This is a genomic window from Inhella sp., from assembly GCF_041912635.1.
Lineage (GTDB): Bacteria > Pseudomonadota > Gammaproteobacteria > Burkholderiales > Burkholderiaceae_C > Inhella.
Window position 1 is genome coordinate 74,314 of the sequence record NZ_JAYRMO010000008.1, and the last position, 17,551, is coordinate 91,864.

At 71.3% G+C, this 17,551-nt stretch carries 16 protein-coding genes; 9 read left to right on the forward strand and 7 right to left on the reverse strand.

What is annotated here, in order from left to right; genetic code table 11:
• Positions 1 to 385, forward strand: a 385-nt coding sequence (locus ACE3QP_RS06570) for an alpha/beta fold hydrolase (RefSeq protein ID WP_374434597.1), incomplete at its 5' end; no start/stop codon positions are given.
• Here ACE3QP_RS06570 and ACE3QP_RS06575 read toward each other — a convergent pair.
• Positions 360 to 1,457, reverse strand: coding sequence for a hypothetical protein (locus tag ACE3QP_RS06575; RefSeq protein WP_374434599.1), 1,098 nt, complete (start codon positions 1,455 to 1,457; stop codon positions 360 to 362). The genes ACE3QP_RS06570 and ACE3QP_RS06575 overlap by 26 nt on opposite strands.
• A gap of 103 nt (positions 1,458 to 1,560) precedes the next feature.
• Here ACE3QP_RS06575 and bchE point away from each other — a divergent pair, with 103 nt between their 5' ends.
• Positions 1,561 to 3,078, forward strand: coding sequence for a magnesium-protoporphyrin IX monomethyl ester anaerobic oxidative cyclase (gene bchE, locus ACE3QP_RS06580; protein WP_374434600.1), 1,518 nt, complete (start codon positions 1,561 to 1,563; stop codon positions 3,076 to 3,078).
• Positions 3,079 to 3,089: 11 nt separating this feature from the next.
• On the opposite strand, the gene ACE3QP_RS06585 is transcribed toward bchE, so the two are convergent.
• Both ACE3QP_RS06585 and ACE3QP_RS06590 read right to left on the reverse strand, forming a co-directional pair.
• A complete protein-coding gene (locus ACE3QP_RS06585; protein WP_374434602.1) occupies positions 3,090 to 3,536 on the reverse strand; it encodes a hypothetical protein in 447 nt (148 codons plus the stop codon).
• Positions 3,537 to 3,648: 112 nt separating this feature from the next.
• Positions 3,649 to 4,485 (reverse strand): hypothetical protein, encoded by an 837-nt coding sequence (locus tag ACE3QP_RS06590; protein WP_374434604.1) that lies wholly within the window; start codon positions 4,483 to 4,485, stop codon positions 3,649 to 3,651.
• Between the two features lie 123 nt (positions 4,486 to 4,608).
• Here ACE3QP_RS06590 and ACE3QP_RS06595 point away from each other — a divergent pair, with 123 nt between their 5' ends.
• The 4 genes from ACE3QP_RS06595 to ACE3QP_RS06610 are packed head-to-tail and all read left to right on the forward strand — an operon-like array spanning position 4,609 to position 9,081.
• Entirely contained in the window at positions 4,609 to 5,400 is a 792-nt protein-coding gene (locus ACE3QP_RS06595; protein WP_374434606.1) for a DUF3348 family protein, read from the forward strand.
• Between the two features lie 22 nt (positions 5,401 to 5,422).
• Positions 5,423 to 7,876, forward strand: coding sequence for a hypothetical protein (locus ACE3QP_RS06600; protein WP_374434607.1), 2,454 nt, complete (start codon positions 5,423 to 5,425; stop codon positions 7,874 to 7,876).
• Positions 7,877 to 7,881: 5 nt separating this feature from the next.
• The gene (locus ACE3QP_RS06605; protein ID WP_374434609.1) at positions 7,882 to 8,544 is read left to right on the forward strand and encodes an OmpA family protein; all 663 of its coding nucleotides are present in this window, start codon (positions 7,882 to 7,884) and stop codon (positions 8,542 to 8,544) included.
• 3 nt (positions 8,545 to 8,547) lie between these two features.
• Positions 8,548 to 9,081: a DUF2894 domain-containing protein gene (locus tag ACE3QP_RS06610; RefSeq protein ID WP_374434610.1), complete on the forward strand. Its 534-nt coding sequence runs from the start codon at positions 8,548 to 8,550 to the stop codon at positions 9,079 to 9,081.
• Positions 9,082 to 9,116: 35 nt separating this feature from the next.
• On the opposite strand, the gene ACE3QP_RS06615 is transcribed toward ACE3QP_RS06610, so the two are convergent.
• Together ACE3QP_RS06615 and ACE3QP_RS06620 are read right to left on the reverse strand one after the other, a co-directional pair.
• Positions 9,117 to 9,701: a hypothetical protein gene (locus ACE3QP_RS06615; RefSeq protein WP_374434612.1), complete on the reverse strand. Its 585-nt coding sequence runs from the start codon at positions 9,699 to 9,701 to the stop codon at positions 9,117 to 9,119.
• 50 nt (positions 9,702 to 9,751) lie between these two features.
• Positions 9,752 to 10,153: a VOC family protein gene (locus ACE3QP_RS06620; protein WP_374434709.1), complete on the reverse strand. Its 402-nt coding sequence runs from the start codon at positions 10,151 to 10,153 to the stop codon at positions 9,752 to 9,754.
• 371 nt (positions 10,154 to 10,524) lie between these two features.
• Here ACE3QP_RS06620 and rsgA point away from each other — a divergent pair, with 371 nt between their 5' ends.
• Both rsgA and ACE3QP_RS06630 read left to right on the forward strand, forming a co-directional pair.
• A complete protein-coding gene (rsgA, locus tag ACE3QP_RS06625; protein ID WP_374434614.1) occupies positions 10,525 to 11,589 on the forward strand; it encodes a ribosome small subunit-dependent GTPase A in 1,065 nt (354 codons plus the stop codon).
• Positions 11,590 to 11,682: 93 nt separating this feature from the next.
• Entirely contained in the window at positions 11,683 to 12,069 is a 387-nt protein-coding gene (locus tag ACE3QP_RS06630) for a VOC family protein (protein ID WP_374434616.1), read from the forward strand.
• A 16-nt stretch (positions 12,070 to 12,085) separates the two neighbouring features.
• On the opposite strand, the gene ACE3QP_RS06635 is transcribed toward ACE3QP_RS06630, so the two are convergent.
• On the reverse strand, positions 12,086 to 12,427 hold the full coding sequence (locus tag ACE3QP_RS06635) for a YciI family protein (protein WP_374434618.1): 342 nt from the start codon (positions 12,425 to 12,427) through the stop codon (positions 12,086 to 12,088).
• Between the two features lie 196 nt (positions 12,428 to 12,623).
• Here ACE3QP_RS06635 and ACE3QP_RS06640 point away from each other — a divergent pair, with 196 nt between their 5' ends.
• On the forward strand, positions 12,624 to 13,463 hold the full coding sequence (locus ACE3QP_RS06640) for a phytanoyl-CoA dioxygenase family protein (RefSeq protein WP_374434620.1): 840 nt from the start codon (positions 12,624 to 12,626) through the stop codon (positions 13,461 to 13,463).
• A gap of 587 nt (positions 13,464 to 14,050) precedes the next feature.
• Here ACE3QP_RS06640 and ACE3QP_RS06645 read toward each other — a convergent pair.
• Positions 14,051 to 17,467 (reverse strand): ATP-binding protein, encoded by a 3,417-nt coding sequence (locus tag ACE3QP_RS06645; RefSeq protein WP_374434621.1) that lies wholly within the window; start codon positions 17,465 to 17,467, stop codon positions 14,051 to 14,053.
• Positions 17,468 to 17,551 lie beyond the last annotated feature (84 nt).

The following is a 17,551-nucleotide window of genomic DNA, read 5'->3' on the forward strand; positions in this document are numbered from 1 at the left end:
TTTGTGGCGGTTGGTTTCGGGGTTTCTGTGGGGGGTGGCTGCCTTGGGGCGCGCGGGCGGGCAGCCGGCGCAGCGCCACTTGGCCGAGGCCCTGCTGCAGGGCATGAACCCGGCCGCGCCCCGCGCCGCCGGGGCGCGTTTCGACAACCAGGCCGCGCTGCCCGACGCCGCCGTGCTCGCCGCCATCCCAGCACCCACCCTGGCGCTGCACGCGCGCGACGACGGCCTGCAGCGCTTCCACAACGCCGAATTCGCCGCCCGTCACATTCCGGGCGCGCAGCTGCTGGCCTTCGAGCGCGGCGGGCATCTGCTGCTGGCGGTGGAAAACGCCGCCGTGCGCCGCGCGGTGGCGGCGCACCTCAGCCCATCCGCGCCGCCGCCTTGAGCCGCTTGACCCAGCGCTTGGTGCTGTCACGCGCCACCAGGGCTTGCAGGTCGCGTTCGACATCGAACAGCTCGCGCTGCCAGGCGTTGCGCGCCTCGGTCAGATGCAAGCGCAGATGCTTGGGGTCGGGCGCGCGGTCGGGTTGCAGCTCGAACTCGGCACAGAAGCGCCGCGCCTGCACCTGCAGCTCGGCGCGCAGCTCGTCCAGCTGCTCCTGCAGCACGGCGTTGAAGTGGCGGATCTGCGCCTCGCTGGCGCGCTTGAGGTGGTCGGCGTCGATCTGCTCGATTTCCAACTGCAGGCCGAGCAGGGCCAGCAGATCCTCCTTGGCATAGGCGGCGTTGACGCGCTGCATCAGCGCGGTGCGGCGGGTGGCGTCCTCGGCATCGCTGGCGCGGTCGGGGTGCAGGGCGCTGGCCAGCTTGCGGAAGACTTCGCGCAGGCCCTGCTGGGCCTGCGCCGCCACGGCCTCGCGCTCGGCCTGGCGGCGCTGCTGCGCGGCCGTGGGCTTGCGCTTCGGTGCCGGCTTCACGGGTTCGTCTTGTTCAGCTTGTTCCGCCTGCTCGCGCAGCTTGGCCTGCACATGCTGGCGGAACGCGTCTTCGTTCTCGAAGTGCTCGTCGCCCAGGTCCAGGCCGAACTGCTGCTCGACCATGCGGCGCAGCAGCTCCAGGCGCTGGGCCTCGGCGCTGGCCAGGTCCTGCTCGGCATGGCGGTCGTGCAGGGCGCGCCAATGGGTGCGTTGATCGGGCGGCAGCTCGGGGTCGTCCAGGGCCTCGCGGGCCAGGTTGCAGACGATGTCCTGCATCACCGCACGCTCGCCGGCTGACCAACCCTTCTCGGCCAGCCAGCCATCCAGGCGCTCGGCCAGCTCGCGTCGCAGCTCGCGCGCCTGGCTGCGCAGCGGCTGGACCTGGCTGGCATAGGCCTGGGCAAAGGCGGGCAGGGCGGCCTGCCAGGCATCGAGCTGCTGGCGCGTGGCCTCGATCTGCTTTTGCAGCTGGTTGAACTTGCGCTGCGCCGGGCTGAGGGGGGTGTCGTGGGGCTGGGGGATGGTGAGGAGACGGGCCATCCGGCCGATTGTCCCGGGCGCTGACCTGACACCGGCTTCACGGACTTCATGCCCAGCACACGCAGGCTCGCCACACTGCGCCGCACCGCACCTGGAGCCTGCCTTGAAGATCGTCCTGATCAACCCACCCCACACCGCCATCGGCAGCCGCATCCCCGACGACCACCTGCCGCCGCTGGGCCTGCTCAGCATCGGCGGGCCGCTGCTGGACGCCGGCTTCGCCGTCGAGCTGATCGATGCGGACCGGTTGAACCTGGGGCTGGAGGCCATCGTTGACGAGACGGCCCGCCGTGGTGCGGAGCTGGTGATGCTGGGCCACTCGGGCTCCAGCTCGGCGCATGCCACCGTGGTGGCGCTGTGTACGGCGCTCAAGCAGCGGCTGCCGCGGCTCCTCACCGTCTATGGCGGGGTGCACCCCACCTATCACTGGGACGAGATCCTGCGCGCGCACCCTTGCATCGACTTCATCGTGCGGGGCGAGGGCGAGCAGACTGCCTTGGACCTGATGCGGGCCTTGGCCGAGCAAGGCGACCTGCGACCGCTGCGCGGCATTGCCTTCCGCGACCCCGGCGATCCAGCGCGCGTGATCGAGACCCCCGCCGCGCCCATGATCCGCAATCTGGACGACTACCGCATCGGCTGGGAGCTGATAGCCCACCGCGACTACACCTACTGGGGCGGCAAGCGCGCCGTGGTGCTGCAGTTCTCGCGCGGCTGCCCCCATCTGTGCAGCTACTGCGGGCAGCGCGGCTTCTGGACGCAATGGCGGCACCGCGACCCGGTCAAGCTGGCCAAGGAAATCGCCCGCCTGCACCGCGAGCAGGGCGTGGAGCTGATCAACTTCGCCGACGAGCTGCCGACCGGCTCGCGCAAGCTCTGGCGCGCCTTTCTGGAGGCCTTGATCGCCGAGAACGTGCCGGTGCTGCTGGTGGGCAGCACGCGGGCGGGCGACATCGTGCGCGACGCCGACATCCTGCACCTGTACCGCCGCGCCGGCGTGATCCGCTTCCTGCTCGGCATCGAGAGCTACAGCGAGGCCACGCTCCAGCAGATCGCCAAGGGCGCCAGCATGAGCGAGGACCGGCAGGCGATTCAGCTGCTGCGCCAGCACGGCATCCTCTCGATGGCGACCTACGTCGTCGGCTTCGAGGAAGAGCGCGATGCCGACCTGTGGCGCTCCCTGCGCCATCTGCTGCGCTACGACCCCGACCAGATCCAGCTGCTCTATGTGACCCCGCACCGCTGGACGCCGTTCTACAAGACGGCCGAGCACCGCGCGGTGATCCAACCGGACACGCGGCGCTGGGACTACAAGCACCAGGTGCTGGCCACCCGCCACATGCCGCCCTGGCGGCTGTTCCTGTGGTTCAAGAGCATGGAGCTGATCCTGCAGCTTCGCCCCAAGGCCTTGGGGCGTCTGCTGTTCCACCCGGACCCGGTGCAGCGCCACTCCATGCGCTGGTACTCGCAGATGGGCCGCCGCGTCTGGTTCCACGAGGTGCTGGATTTCCTCTTCAAGACCCGCCGCCTGCGCCAGGGCCCGAGCCTGCGGGAATTTCTGGGCCCCAGCCTGGCGGAGCGCGAGTACGCGCTGGCGCGGCCGGTGAACGTGCGGCGCTGAGCGCCCGGCCCTCAGCGGGCCGGTTCAGACGCCGGCAACTGCAGCTGCTGTGCCACCGCCAGGCATTGGCGGATGTGCTGCTCGCACACCCACTTCAGCGCCGAGTAGGTGAGCAGCGCCGACACCGCCTGCCCCGCCACCGGCACGAACTTGGCGGCCTGCTGGGTGCTGAGGCGCACGCCCACGGCGGCCAGCGCCTTCAGGATGAGGTCGCGCGTGATGAGCCGCCCGATCAGCAGGCTGCCGCCCGCGCTGACCGCCTTCAGCACCGCCACCTTGCGCTCGGGCGCCAGGTGTTCGATCTGCTCGGGCGTGAGCCCGAAGGCCAGGTTGATCTGCGGGATCAGGCGCAGCAGGATGCCGACATCGGTGGCCCAGTCGAGCATCGGCACCGGCACCGCCGCCACCCCTGCGGCCAGCAGGGCGCGCTTGCGCACCAGGCGGCGGCAGTGCAACACGGCGGCTTGCAGGTGGGGCGGGAGGGGTTCGGGTTTGCGCATGGGGCGATGGTGCCAGCGCGGGCGGGGCCTGGGCCGGTGCGGGGTCAAGCCCGGGCGGGCTGCGCCGCGCTCAGCGCCGCAGCGTGCTCAGCACGGCGGGCCGTTCCATCTCCAGCACCTCGGGCGGGAAGTGGCGGGCGAAGGCCTCGGCCACATCGCCTTCCTTCGCCATCGCGCGCAGCGCCGCCACCACGCGGGCCTGGGTGTCGGCCGGCAGTGAGCGTTGCGACACCGCCGCGCCCGTTTCCAGCGGCTCCAGCTGGGTCAGCGGCAGGAAGCGGTACTCGCGGTAGCCGGCTGCGCCCACATTGGCGTAGGCCACGGTGGGGCTGAGCAGGGTGAACTCCACGCGCTGTGCGGCCACCATGCGCAGGGCCGTGCCCACATCGCGCACCCAGCTCAGACGGCCCTGCGCTTCCAGGCGTTGGGCCAGGGCGTTGTAGCCCGGCCCGTAGGTCACGTGCAGCGGCAGGGCCGCGCGCCCGCCCCGGTCCAGCAGGGCCGGCACATCCTGGTTGCGCCAGCGCCGCGCCGAAGCGGCCACCAGATGGGCCGCTACCTTGAACAGCGGCACGAAGTGCGGGCTGTGGTCGCCAAAGGGCTGGGGCAAGCCGGGGATCAGCACGTCCGCCTCGAAGTCTTCGTAGAAGGCCTTGATCAGGCGCTGCTGCGGCATCAGCTCGGTGCTCACCGGGCAGTGCAGGCGCCGCTGCAAGGCCTGGCCCAGGGTGACCGGCACGCCCTGCGCCTGGCCCTGCTCCTCGCGCACCAGCAGGCCGCCCGGCGCCACCGGCAGCCGGATCGGCGTGCAGGCCGTGGCCGCCGGCGCCAGGCCGCTGGCCGCAAGCCCCAGCAGCCAGCGGCGGCGGGGCAGCAGCAGTGTGCGGGCAGGCGGTGCGGGCGGCATGCCCCAGATGGTGCCCGCGCCCCCTGAGCGCCCCGGCCGGGTTTGCCCGTAACGGCTGGCCCGCCCCACCCATAAAATCCGCCCCCTTTTTCGCAGGGCAGCAGGCAGATGAGGCAACAGCAGGTGAATCCGCTGGTCAGCAGCAGCGGGGCGCCGGGCTGGAGCAGCACCGCCGGCCCGGGGCTGCCGCATGTGCTCAAGGCCTGGGGCCTGCCGCTGGCGGCGCCGGCCCAGGGGCCGGTCAGCGAGCGCCTGGCCCAGAGCCTTTCCTGGTTGGACGCGGTGGCCCTTGCCGAGGTGCTGAATGGCGCCGCAGCCGCTCCCACGCCGGATGCCGTCCAGCGCCTGCAGGCCACCCGCGCCTGGGCCCGCACGGCGCTGCAGCGCCTGCAGGCCGAGTTGCAGGCCGGCTTTGCCGACCCCGTGCTGGTGCGCGAAGGCCCCGCCAGCGCCCCCAGCCTGCGCCGCCCGCCGGCGCGCGCCACCGCGGCGCCCAAGCCGGCCGGCGCGCTGGACGCCGTGGCCCCCTACCGCCTGCACCACAGCACGCAGCAGCGCAGCCTGGCCATCCGCGTGACGGGCCTGCGCGGCCAGCTGCGCAGCCAGCTCAGCAGCACCACGCCGCGCCTGGCCCGCTTGGCCGCGCTGGACGCCGTGTTCGAGCGCGCGCTGCAGGCGCGCGAGGAGCAGGCGCTGGCGGGCCTGCCCTCGATGACGGCGCAGCGCGGCATCAGCCTGCGTGCGGCCGACCCCAATCCCGACCCCGACGACCGCCACGCCTGGCCCGCCCCCGGCTGGCGCGGCCAGTTGTGGGACGAACTGCAGCGCGTGCTGCAGGCCGAGCTGGAGCTGCGCCTGCAGCCCGTGCTCGGCCTGATCGAAGCCCTGCACGACGACGAAGAAGACACGAATTGACGACCGGAAGACGAACCGCCCGATGAACCGCTTCACTGCTTTCCTGTCGAACACCGCCCTCGTGGCCGGCGCCCTGGCCCTGGCCTGGGCCGGCTGGGCCACGGCCCAGCACCACCCGCTGGCCCTGGGCATGACCGCCCTGATCGCCGCCTTCTACGCCCTGGGCGCCTGGGAGCTGCGCGCCTACCGCCGTGCCAGCCTCGGCTTCCAGCAGGCGCTGGACGGGCTGCAGACGGCTGCCCCCGCCAGCGCCGAGGCCTGGGTGCAGGCTCTGCCCGCCCCCGTGCGCGCCGCGGTGCGCCTGCGCCTGCAAGGCCTGCCGGCCGCCTGGCAAGCCCCCGCGCTGGCCCCGGCCCTGGCCGCGCTGCTGGTGCTGCTGGGCATGCTGGGCACCTTCATCGGCCTGGTGCAGACCCTGGGCGGCACCGCCCAGGCGCTGCGCGCCACGGCCGATCTGGCCGCCATGCGCGCCGCCCTCACCACCCCGGTGCAGGGCCTGGGCCTGGCCTTCGGTTGCTCGGTGGCCGGTGTGGCCGGCTCGGCCATGCTGGGCCTGATGAGTGCGCTGGCGCGCCGCGAACGCGCCGCCACCGCGCAGGGCCTGGAAGCCGCGCTGGCCGGCCCGCTGCAGCCCTGGACGGCCGCCGCCCGCCAGCAGGCCACCCAGGCCGCGCTGGAGCAGCAGGCGCAGGCGCTGCCGCAACTGGTGAGCGCCATTGGCGCCCTGAGCACCCAGCTGAGCCAGCAGCAGCAACAGTTCCACGAGCAGACCGCGCAGCGCTTCACTGCCCTGGCCGAGGCCGTGGACGCCAGCCTGCGACAGGCCCTGGGCGCCAGCGCCCAGCAAGCCGCCGACACCCTGCGCCCCGCCGTGCAGAGCACCCTCGACGCCCTGGCCAGCCAGGCCGGCCAACTGCAGCAAGGCCTGGCGAACGATCTGCGCCAGCAGCTTGAACCCCTGAATCACAGCCTGCAAGGCACGGCCCAGCGCGTGGAGCAGGCGCTCATCGCCCAGGCCGAACGCCAGGCCCAGACCCAGGCCGCGCAGACCAGCACCCTGCAGCAGGCCCTGGCCGACACCGCCAGCGCCGTGCGCAGCAGCGCCGAGCAGCTGCACAGCCGCCTGGCCGCGCAGGCCGAACAGCAGCTCGGCCAGGCCGCCCAGGCCCTGCGCGCCGACAGCCAGGCCGTGGCCGAACGCCTGCAGGCCGCCCTGCAGGCCCAGGGCGAGGCCGCCGCCCAGCAGGCCCAGGCCCTTCAGCAGGCCCTGGCCGCCAGCGCCACGCAGGCCGCGCAGGCGCTGCAGGCCAGCGTGCAGGAAAGCTGCAACGCGCTGCAGGCCCACAGCCAGGCCAGCCAGCAGGCGCAGCAGCAGAGCGTGCAGCACACCCAGGCGGCGCTGGAAGCCAGCGCCGGCCAGATCCAGCAGGCCCTGGAGGCCGGCGCGCGAGCCAGCCAGGCCGCCCTGCAGGCCACCACCGAGCGCCTGCAAACCCTGCTGGAACAGCACAGCCACACCCAGCGCGAAGCCCTGGCCGAAAGCCTGGCCCAGGCCGGCGCCACTCTGCAACAGGTGGCCCAGCACACCCAGCAGGCACTGGACGAGGGCGCCGCCCAGCAACAGGCGCGCGCCAGCGGCCTGGCCGAAGACTTCAGCCAGCGCAGCGAACAGCTGCTGGCCCATCTGCGCGAGGCCCAGCACGGCCTGCAGCAGCGCCTGGCGCAAGACGACGCCGAGCGCCTGGCCGCCTGGCGCGAGGCCCTGGCCGCCCAGGCCGCCGCCCTGCAGCAGGGCTGGCAGCAGGCTGCCGCCGCGCACGCTGCCCAGCAGGCCGAACAGTCGCAAGCCCTGGCCCACACCGCCCAGGCCGTGGTGGCCCAGGCCGAGGCCCAGGCCCGCCACACCGTGCAGGAAGTGACCGCGCTGCTGCAGCAGGCCGCCGAGGCCCCGCGAGCCGCGGCCGAGGTGGTGGCGTCCCTGCGCGAGCAGCTTTCGCGCAGCCTGGCGCAGGACAACGCCGCGCTGCACGAGCGCGCCGAGCTGATGCAGACCCTGCACCAGCTGCTGGCCACGCTGCAGCAGGCTGCGGGCGAGCAGCGCAGCGCCATCGACGCCCTGGTGCAGGGCAGCGGCGAACAACTCGCCCAGCTGGGCGAGCGCCTGGCCACCGAGCTGCACAGCGCCCGCAGCGGCCTCAGCGAAGCCAGCGTGCATCTGGCCGCCAGCGCCGCCGAGATGGGCAGCCTGGGCGAGGGCTTCGGTGCTGCCGTGGCGCAGTTCCACAGCGGCAGCGAGCGCCTGGTGGGGCATCTGGAGCGCCTGGACGAGGGCCTGACCCGCGCCCAGACCCGCAGCGACGAACAGCTCGCCTACACCGTGGCCCAGGCGCGCGAGCTCATCGAGCTCTGCACCCTGGCGCAGAAGCAGGTGCTGGACGCGCTGCGTGAGCGCGCCCCGGCCCTCGCGGCAGCGTGAGCGGCATGGACCTCGACCACGAGCTCGGCCACCACGCCGACACCAGCGTCTGGGCCGCCTTTGGCGACCTGATGGTCGGCGTGCTCGGCGCCTTCGTGCTCATCCTGGCCTTGGCCTTGGTGACGCAGATGGACTTGGCCAGCCGCCTGGAGGAAGAGACGCGCCAGCGCCAGCTGGAAGCGCAGCGCCGCGAGGCCCTGGAGCGCGCGCTGGCCGGCCCCCTGGCCAGCGGCCTGATCAGCCTGAACGAGGGCCGCATCGGCATCAGCGGCAGCGTGCTCTTCGCCACCGGCTCCGACCAGCTGCACGCCGAAGGCCGTGCCCTGCTGCACAGCCTGGCCGCGCCCCTGGCCAGCTACCTGGCCACGCGCGACGAGATGCTGATGGTCAGCGGCTTCACTGACGACAAGCCCGTGCGCGGCGGCAACGCCCGCTTTGCCGACAACTGGGAGCTTTCGGCCCTGCGCGCGCTCACGGTGACGCGCACGCTGATGAGCGAGGGCCTGCCCGCCGGTTCCGTGTTCGCTGCCGCCTTCGGCCCGCAGCAGCCGGTGGCCAGCAACGAAGACGCCGCCGGCCGCGCGCTGAACCGCCGCGTGGAGCTCTCGCCCATGCCGCGCCGCGCGCGTGCAGAGGCTGCCGCGGCCTCGGCCGCTTCCGCCCCCTGAGCCATGGACGCGCAGGCCCTGCACCAGGATCCGGAGGCCGCGCTGCAGGCCCACCCCCTGCGCGCCCACACCGCACCGGCCCGCTGGGCCGTGCTGCAAGGCCTGACGCGCCGCGCCGCGCAGCAGCAAGGAGCCTTGCGTGAAGTGCTGCTGCACAAGCTGGCCGCGCGGCTGGCGGCCCTGCCCGCGCCGAGCGCAGAGGCGGCGCCCGAGGCCTCCTGTCCCAGCCCCTTGCAGGCCCTGGCGTTGGCGCCGCGCCCGCCCGAGTTGCAGGCGTTTGAATTCGACCGCCGCGACTGGACCCGCCTGCGCCTGGCCCAGCGCCTGGACGCGGCCCCAGCGCCCACCGAGGCCCCGAACGCGCAGCTTGGCCCTCTGCACACCCAGGTGCTGGTGCCGCAGGCCCTGGCCCAACTGCGTGAGCTCTCCCCCGAATACCTGCAGCGGCTGATGGTGCAGCTGGATCAGCTGATGGCGCTGACGCCGGGAGTGAGCAGCACGCCCGTGGGCGCCAAGAAGGGGCGGCGTAGGGCCTGACCCGGCACGCGGGTGCAGCGTCGCTCAGGCGCGGCTCAGGACCCGCGAGGGGTCGCTTTGCGAAGGGGCACCTCGCCCGGGGTCACCTGGATCGGCACTGCCGGAAGGGCTGGGGGCGGCGCAGGCTTGCGGCACCAGTGGCGGTCGCCAACTGTCGGGATCAAGGGGTCATGGCGCATGTCCAGCGTGCGCATGCGCTCCACCCGGCCTGCCTTCACGTCCAAGTGCACATGCCATTCCCAAATCTGGTTGGCGTAGGGGTTGCCGCAAAGCTGGCGCCCCTTCGGAAACCACAGGGCGCCTGTGATCCATGTGGCGTGCAGGGGCGTGCCGGGCGGTCCATAGGCTTCGCTCAGGCCCAAATCATCCGGGCCGCAGCGGCTGAAGCCGACCAGCAGCAGTTGTTGGCCTTGAAGGGCCAGCTTCTGCACCGGCGCTCCCCAGGCCGAACAACGAAGCCCTTCCCGGCGCGCGGCGTTCAAGGCCGCGCTTCCGGGGAAGGACTCCATTGCCTCCGTCATGCCGAACAGCAGCCGAGTCTCCGCGCCTACGCGCAGCGTGGCCTGCAGCGATGGCGTGGCCTGCGCCGCTGGGACCAGGGCGCTCAGGGCGCCCAGCATGGCCCAAGTGCATGCCAGGCCGCGCCGGGCGTGCCGGCGCGCGCCGCGGCTCAGCGCGCCACCTTCGGCCGGAACAGGGCGCACAGCTTGTTGCCGTCCGGGTCGCGCACATAGGCCAGCTCCAGCGTGATGGCGCCGCCCTGGCGCGGGCCGGGTGGGTCTTCGATCGAGACGCCGCCGTTCGCCACCGCGGCATCGTGGAAGGCCTTCACCTGCTCGGCCGAATCGCACTTGAAGCCGATGGTGCCGCCGTTCGCGGCGGTGGCGGGTTCGTCGTTGATGGGTTCGCTGACGCAGAAGGTGGCGCCGGCGTGGCGGTAGAACAGACGCTGGTGGCCGGTCTTGGCCTGGTCGCGGATCGCCTCGCCGGCGCCCAGCACGGCCAGCACCGCGTCGTAGAAGCGCTTGGCGCGCTCGATGTCGTTGGTTCCGACCATCACATGGCTGAACATGGATTGACTCCTCATGGCTTGTGGGGGTCGCAGCCTAACGGCCGCACGCGTTGCGCGCCGGCGCCATGACGATTGACCCACCGCCGCGCCCGCCGCACACTCGCGGCCTTCCTTCTTCACCACCCACTTCAAGGAGATGACCATGAATGCAGCAGATCGTGTCGCCCTCCTGAAGTCGGCCGCGTTTGGCGTTCTGAGCTTGGTGCTTTGAACGCCCTGCGCCTCTGAAGAAGACCCGGCACCCCGCCCGGGTTCATTGACCGATCGCCGCGGCTCCGCGGCCGGCTTCCCCTCCCCGCCTGTTCTGCGCCCCTGCGGGTGCGCAGTGGGTCCGCCCCTGCGCGGACGAAGCTTGAGCTCAATGAACCCCCATGATCGACATCGCTTTCGAAGCCCTGCGCCCGCTCGGCCTTACCCCCGTCATCGCCAGCCGCGCCGCGCGGCTTGAACCGTCCGCCAGCCGCCTGAGCCTGGCCCGCGTGATCGAAGTGCAGCGCGACTGCGTGACCCTGCACGACGGCACGGCCGAGCACAGCGCCCGCCTGTTGCCCCGGCTGCTGCAGCAGCTGCAATCCGAAGCCACCCAGCTGACCATCGGCGACTGGGTGAGCATGCAGGTCGACGCCCATGCCCAGGCCTGGGCGGTGGAGCGCGTCGAGCCCGTGACCCAGATCGCCCGCCGCGCCAACGACGGACGGCGCCAGCTGCTGGCCAGCAATGTCGACGTGGCCCTGCTGGTGATGGGCCTGGACGCCGACTTCAATGCCCGCCGCATGGAGCGCTATCTGGCCATGGTGCGCAGCTGCGAGGTCACGCCGGTGGTGGTGCTCACCAAGCTCGACATCGCGCCGGCCGCGCAAGAGCGCATCCAGGAGATGTTCCGCCGCCTGCCCGCCACCGTGCCGGTGCTGCCGGTGAACGGCTTGTCCCAGGAGGCCTGTACGGCCATCGGCCCCTGGCTGCACCCGGGCCAGACCCTCGTACTGCTCGGCTCCTCGGGTGCCGGCAAGTCCACGCTGATCAACACCCTGGCCGGGGCCGAGCAGGCCACCGGGGGCGTGCGTCGCGGCGACGGCCGCGGCCGCCACACCACCACCGCGCGCTCGCTGCACCGCTGCGCGCAGGGCGCCTGCATCATCGACACCCCGGGCCTGCGCACCTTCCGGCCGGACGCCGACGCCCACCAGCTTGCCGCCACTTTCGAAGACGTGCAGGCCCTGGCCCAGCAATGCCGCTTCCGCGACTGCCGCCACGAGAACGAGCCCGGCTGCGTGGTGCGCGCCAGCGTGGATGCCGACCGGCTGCAGAACTACCAGAAGCTGTTGCGCGACGCCCAGCGCGTCGAGATGACGGCGCTGGATCGCATCGAGCAGCGCAGCAAGTGGAAGGCGATTGGCAAGGCGGGTAGCCAGCGGGCGAAGGAGAAGCGGGCGTGAGCGACGCGGCCTGCTCAAGTTCTGCTCTTGCCGCGCACGTGCCGCCCCGGCCAAGCCGGCCTGCCAAGACCACAAGCTGCAAAAGGAGCTTCCATGATTGATCACCTCAGTCTCGTCGTCAGCGACTACGAGAAGAGCAAGGCCTTCTATGCGCAGGCCCTCGCGCCGACCGGGCATGCGCGCGTGGTCGAACTGCCGGCCGAGCAGGGCGGCCGCACGCGCAGCGCCGGCTTCTGCCATGAGGACGGGTCCGATCTCTGGATCGGCGAGGGCGGGCCCGTCACGCCGCCCCTTCACATCGCCTTTCGCGTGGCCACGCGCGCCGCGGTGGATGCCTTCCATCAGGCCGCCTTGGCCGCCGGCGGCAGAGACAACGGCGCGCCGGGCCTGCGGCCGCGGTACCACGCGCATTACTACGGTGCCTATGTGCTCGATCCGGATGGCCACAACATCGAGGCCGTGTGCCATGAGGCGCAGTGAAGCGGGCGTCCTTCGGTCAGCTCTCGGGGTCGTCAAAGAACTCGCGCAGCTCCTGCGCGCAGCGGCAGGCCTTGGCGATCTTGGCCGCCCACTGCACGGCCGCTTCGCGCGAGGGCAGGCGCAGAACGCAGAAGCCGCCGTCGAACTCCTGCGTCTGCTGATAGCTGCCCTGGCTGAGCGTGCCATCCCCGGCCACCAACTGCGGCGCCACGTCCGCGTTGATGCCGCCGGCGAACCGGTACACGCCGGCCGCCTTGGCTTCGCGAATGACCTGGCGTGCCGCCTCGCCCACGGCGGCCAGTTCTTCGGCGGGGACGTTCATGGCGCTGGCGGGGAAAGAGATGAGGTAGTGCGGCATCGTGGGATCCCCGGGTGGTGGGGGCTGTGGTTTGCAGATCCAGGGCTGTGCAGCATGCCTCGACCTGCTTGGCGTTCGACGCCCGCGACGCCAGGGGAATGGCCCCTCTTGGTGACAACCCGGGGGGAAAGGGCCTAGCCTCCTGCGCCGCGAGCAGGTCCTACCCTAGCGGCCATCGATTGCCAAAGGCGCCCTCATGTTGACCGAGACCCAACAGCAGCAGTACCAACAAGACGGCTACCTCGTCCTCCCCAACTTCAAGACCGCCGCCGAGATCGCCGCGCTGCGCGAACGCGCCGAGGCCATCGTGGAGGCCTTTGATCCGGGCGAGAGCCGGGCGATCTTCACCACCAACGAGCAGTCGCGCCACACCGACGACTACTTCATGGGCTCGGCCGACAAGATCCGTTGCTTCTTCGAGGAAGAGGCCTTCGACGCCGAGGGCCGTTTGCGCCAGGCCAAGGCGCTGTCGATCAACAAGATCGGCCACGCCATGCACGACCTGGATCCGGTGTTCGAGCGCTTCTCGCGCGGCCCGGCCCTGGCCGAGCTGGCGCGGGATCTGGGCCTGAGCGCGCCGCAGATCTGGCAGTCGATGTACATCTTCAAGCAGCCCGGCATCGGCGGCGAGGTGGGCTGGCACCAGGACGCCAGCTTCTTCGACACCACGCCGATCACGGTCACCACCTTCTGGTTCGCGCTGGAAGACGCCACGCTCAACAACGGCTGCCTGTGGACCGAGCCGGGCGGGCACCGCGGCCCCTTGCGCGAGCGCTTTGTGAAGCAGGGCGCGGGCGCCGGCATGGAGAAGCTGGACGCCACGCCCTGGCCCGACGGCAGCCGCGCGGTGCCGCTGGAATGCGCGGCGGGCACTCTGGTGGTGTTCCACGGCCTGCTGCCGCACTACAGCGCCGCGAATCGCTCGGCCCAGTCACGCCATGCCTACACCTTGCATGTGACGGATGCGAGCAGCGCCTACTCGCCGCGCAACTGGCTGCAGCGCGGGGCGGAGCTGCCGGTGCGCGGATTTGTTTGAGGGGCGAGGACGGTTTGGAGTCGCCGTCCTGCCGCGTAGTCAGTTCGCGGTTTTCGGTTTGCTGAACAGGAGTTGGCGCCCCGCATGAGAGCCCGCCGGGTCTCGGCCTTGCAGGCCGCACTCGCGCTTGCAAGCGCGAGTCCTTCGCAGGCCGTCGCAAGGCCCATTTGGACCTTGCTCGGTGCCCGCTCAGCCCGGCAGCCGAGTTCTTTTTGGCTTGACCCAAAAGGAACCAAAAGGTCAAGCCCCGATGCCTACGCCCCTCGCCTGCGGCGAGGGGTGCCCTGCGGTGCTCGAAGAGCGGGCCCAGGCGCAAAGCTCACTGCGTTCGCTTCGCTCACTCCGTTCAGACAGTTGCGCCAAGTCAGAGCACGAGGCGCGCTGCGCGCGCGGGCCTACTCTTCTGTGCTCCTCGGCTTGGCATAGGGGCAACTCCAAGCAGCCAACAGCCAACAGCCAACAGCCAACAGCCCGGACTGACTTCATCGCGCTGCTTCCCGGCTGTTGGCTGCTCGGGGTGCGGCCCCTAGACGCTGAATATCGGGCTCACCGCCTCTGCGATTGAGCACATGCGGCGCTGCATGGCACTAGCCGTCCAGCAAGGCCGCGAACAACGCCTCGTTCTCGGTGTCGATTGCCTGCTGCAGCCGCGCCCGCCAGGCCTGGATGCGCGGGCTGGTGGGGAAGTCTTCGCGGTCAAGGATGCGGCGCAGGTCCGAGTAGCGGTACAGCGGAATGGGCCGCAGCGCCGCCACGATGGGTGCCAACAGTTCGCGCTCGCCGGCGTCGAGTTCGGGCGCGGAAAGGTCGGTCTGGCTGGCCTGCGTGCGCGTGGGCTCAAGGGCTGCGCCGGCTGCGGCCTCGGCGGCCACGAGCGGCAGCGTGAACCAGAAGGTCGAGCCGCGGCCGATTTCGGACTCCACGCCGATCTGCCCGCCATGGGCTTCCACCGCCAGCTTGCAGAAGGTCAGGCCCAGGCCGGTGGAGCGCACGGCGCCGGAATCGCGGGCCTGGTGCTGGCCGAACTGGGCAAACACGGCGTCCAGGCGGTCGGCGGGGATGCCCTCGCCGTGGTCCTGCACCTGCACGCGCACCTGATCCGCGCCCTCGACCACGGCGCGGATCAGGATGCGGCCATTGGCCGGGCTGTACTTCACCGCATTGGTCAGCAGATTGACGAGCACGCGTTCCAGCATTTCGGCGTCGCCGCGCACGCTCAAGCCCGCGGGCACGGCCAGTTCCAGCGTGAGGTTCTTGCGCTCCACCAGAAAGCGCACCTGCTCCACCGCCTGGGCCGCCAGCGGGGCCAGGGGCAGGGCCTGCGTGTCCAGCACCACCCGGGTGTCCTCGAACTTCTGCACGTCCAGGATGTTGAGCACCATCGTCAGCATCTGGCGCGAGGACTGCTTCAGCTGCGCCAGGCGTGAGAGCAGCGAGGGCGAGTCCAGCGTGCTGAGGATGGCGCCCAGCGGGTGCTTCAGGTCGTGGACGATCATGCCCATCATTCCGCGCTTGAATTGGTCCAGCGCCACCAGGCGCTCGTTGGCGCTGCGCAGTTCCTCGGTGCGCTCGGCCACCGTGGCCTCCAGCGCGGCCTTCTGCGCCAGCAGGCGCTGCAGGCGCCAGCGCAGCAGGGCCCAGCCCAGCGCGGCCAGCAGCAGCGCATAGCCCAGGTAGGCCCAGGGGCTGCGGTACCAGGGGGGCTGCACCACAAAGGCGTAGCGCGCCTCGCCACCCACCGTGTCGTACAGATTCTTGGCACGCACGCGGAACACGTAGCGGCCTTCGAGCAGGTTGTTGTAGTCCTTGTAGCTCTCGGCGCTCCAGTCGGACCAGCCCTTGTCGCTGCCCTCCAGCATCACTTGGTAGCGCAGGGCGCCGTCGCCATCAAAGCTGGGCGCGCCGTACTCAAAGCGCAGGGCGTTTTCGGCGTAGGGCAGCTGCAGCGCGGCGGGCGTGCCCTGGCCGCCAAAGTGCAGGCGGCCCTTGGCGCCGCTCACACGGCTCAGCAGGGTGTTGAAGGGCTTGGGTTCGGCCTTGTCCAGCCGGCCGTCGTAGCGGAACACACCATCGCCCATGCCGAACCAGGCCACGCCGTCGCCATCGGCGTAAATGCTGAAGGTTTCCTGCCCGGTCAGCGGCCGCAGCATGCGCGCGTCCCAGCGGTAACTGCCCTTGCCATCGGGGCGGATCAGCCCGGTTTCCTTGAGGCCCGTCGCCGGGTCTTCGGTGTAGGCCCACAGGCCATTGGCCGGGTCCTCGTGCAACACGTACACGGTGCGGGGCTGCGGGAAGAGCTGGGCGTAGCGCGGGTCGGGCGCGAAGCGGCCGCCGCCGGCCGCCGCGGCCTCGAAGCGGTAGATGCCGGCGCTGGTGGCAAAGGCGGGCTGGCCGCCCACCGCGAAGCTCAGGTTGAAGTTGAGGCTGGGCAGCCCGTGTTCGGTGCCAAAGCGGGTGAACGGCAGCTCGCCCAGCGCGCCGTCGCGGCCCAGGCCGCTCAGGTCCACGCGCAGGATGCCGCTGTTGTAGGTGCCCGCCCAGAGTCGGCCCTCGCCGTCCTCGACCAGCGTGCGCACCGAGTCCTTCAAGCCCGGCACCCGCCCGGCCTCGCGCCAGCGCTGGCCATCAAAGTGCAGCAGGGCCAGGCCGTCCCCCAGACCGACCACCACCCAGCCGGGGTGCTGGCGCGAGGCGAGCAGGGCTTGGGCGTTGTAGGCATCGAGGACAGGGGTTCGGCGGTCGCCGTCCAGGGCATGCACGCCGTACACGCCGGCGGCCAGCAGGCTCTGATTCGCTGTGAGCAGGGCCCAGGTTTGATTTTCGAGCTGCGGCAGCGGCAGCAGGCGCGGTTGCGCGCCGGGCAGGAGGCCAAAGGCCCCTTGCGTGGTGCCGAGTTGCACCTGACCCAAGTGGCGGTGAAGCGCGCTGACAGCGTGATCCACGCCATGGCGGGCGTCCAGTCGGCTCAGGGGTGCTGTCAGGGCCAAACGCGCCAGGCCATTGCCCAGGGCCAGCCACAACCCGCCATCGCGGTCCTGCAGGCTGGCGGCCACGCTTCTGTCGTCCAAACCTTCGGGCCTGCTCCAGCGGGCAAGCAGGCGGCCACCCGGATCCAGAAGGTACACGCCACCCTTTTGCGTGCCCACCACCACACGACCATCGGCCAGGCGCAATAGGCCTTTCTCCTGAACGCCCTCCGCCAGCAATCCAGCATCCACCTCGGTGGGCCAAGGCGTGAGACGGCCTTGCTCGTAGCGGACGAAGCCACGATCTCGGCTGTAGATCAGCAGGGCCGGTTCCTTCGCACTGCCGCCGGGCAAAGACAGCAGGCCGGTGGGCATTACCTGATCAAAGGCCTCGCAGCCTGGCAGCGCAACCAGGCGACCTTCGCGCAGTTGCAACAAGCCGCGTCCTGCCTCGACGACAAAGAGCCCTTGTGCTCCGCCTTGGGCCACGCCAAAGTGCTTTGCCGGCGCCCAGTGGCTGAAGCGGCCATCGCGCCACAGCAAAAGCCGCTGGGGGCTGGAGAACACCACACCATCGCCCGTCACCACCGTGTGCCAGACATCTGTGAAACCGCGCCCCTCGGGCGGCAACTGATCCATCAGAGAGACATAGCGTTGCTGGCCATCCGGCGAGGGTGCCAGGTATCCGATCTCTCCCACCGCTCCCACGTACACCCGGCCTTTGGCATCGACCGCCAAGGAGCGCACCGCTGACTGATTGGTGACCGGCGTCAGGCGCCAGCGCTGGCCGTCAAAGTGCAACACGCCACGGTTGTTGCCCACGTACAGCGTGCCGTCGGCGCCCTGGGCCAAGGCCCAGTTCTGCCCGTCTGCCCCGTAGTCGCTGGGCCGGAAGCTGCGCAGCAGGGGAGTGCCTGATTCCAGTGGGGGCGAGGCGGTGACTGCCGGCGTGGCGTTGGTGGCACTGAAAGCGGCCAGCACCGCGCTGAAAAGCAGCGTGCGCCAGCCGCTGCCGAGCAAGAACAAGGGGGAGCGCATGCCAGGGTTCCGTGCGGGGGGCTCAGGCTGTCATCGCAACAGCCTTCTGGGGCGCGCGAGCGTACTCGCCCCCTGCGCATCAAG

Coding starts and splice junctions, on each gene's coding strand:
- ACE3QP_RS06575 (WP_374434599.1), bottom strand. CDS start 1,457: ATGGCCCGTCTCCTCACCATCCCCCAGCCCCACGACACCCCCCTCAGC.
- ACE3QP_RS06590 (WP_374434604.1), bottom strand. CDS start 4,485: ATGCCGCCCGCACCGCCTGCCCGCACACTGCTGCTGCCCCGCCGCCGC.
- ACE3QP_RS06640 (WP_374434620.1), top strand. CDS start 12,624: ATGTTGACCGAGACCCAACAGCAGCAGTACCAACAAGACGGCTACCTC.
- ACE3QP_RS06620 (WP_374434709.1), bottom strand. CDS start 10,153: ATGTTCAGCCATGTGATGGTCGGAACCAACGACATCGAGCGCGCCAAG.
- ACE3QP_RS06600 (WP_374434607.1), top strand. CDS start 5,423: ATGAACCGCTTCACTGCTTTCCTGTCGAACACCGCCCTCGTGGCCGGC.
- ACE3QP_RS06630 (WP_374434616.1), top strand. CDS start 11,683: ATGATTGATCACCTCAGTCTCGTCGTCAGCGACTACGAGAAGAGCAAG.
- ACE3QP_RS06610 (WP_374434610.1), top strand. CDS start 8,548: ATGGACGCGCAGGCCCTGCACCAGGATCCGGAGGCCGCGCTGCAGGCC.
- rsgA (WP_374434614.1), top strand. CDS start 10,525: ATGATCGACATCGCTTTCGAAGCCCTGCGCCCGCTCGGCCTTACCCCC.
- ACE3QP_RS06635 (WP_374434618.1), bottom strand. CDS start 12,427: ATGCCGCACTACCTCATCTCTTTCCCCGCCAGCGCCATGAACGTCCCC.
- ACE3QP_RS06645 (WP_374434621.1), bottom strand. CDS start 17,467: ATGCGCTCCCCCTTGTTCTTGCTCGGCAGCGGCTGGCGCACGCTGCTT.
- ACE3QP_RS06605 (WP_374434609.1), top strand. CDS start 7,882: ATGGACCTCGACCACGAGCTCGGCCACCACGCCGACACCAGCGTCTGG.
- ACE3QP_RS06615 (WP_374434612.1), bottom strand. CDS start 9,701: ATGCTGGGCGCCCTGAGCGCCCTGGTCCCAGCGGCGCAGGCCACGCCA.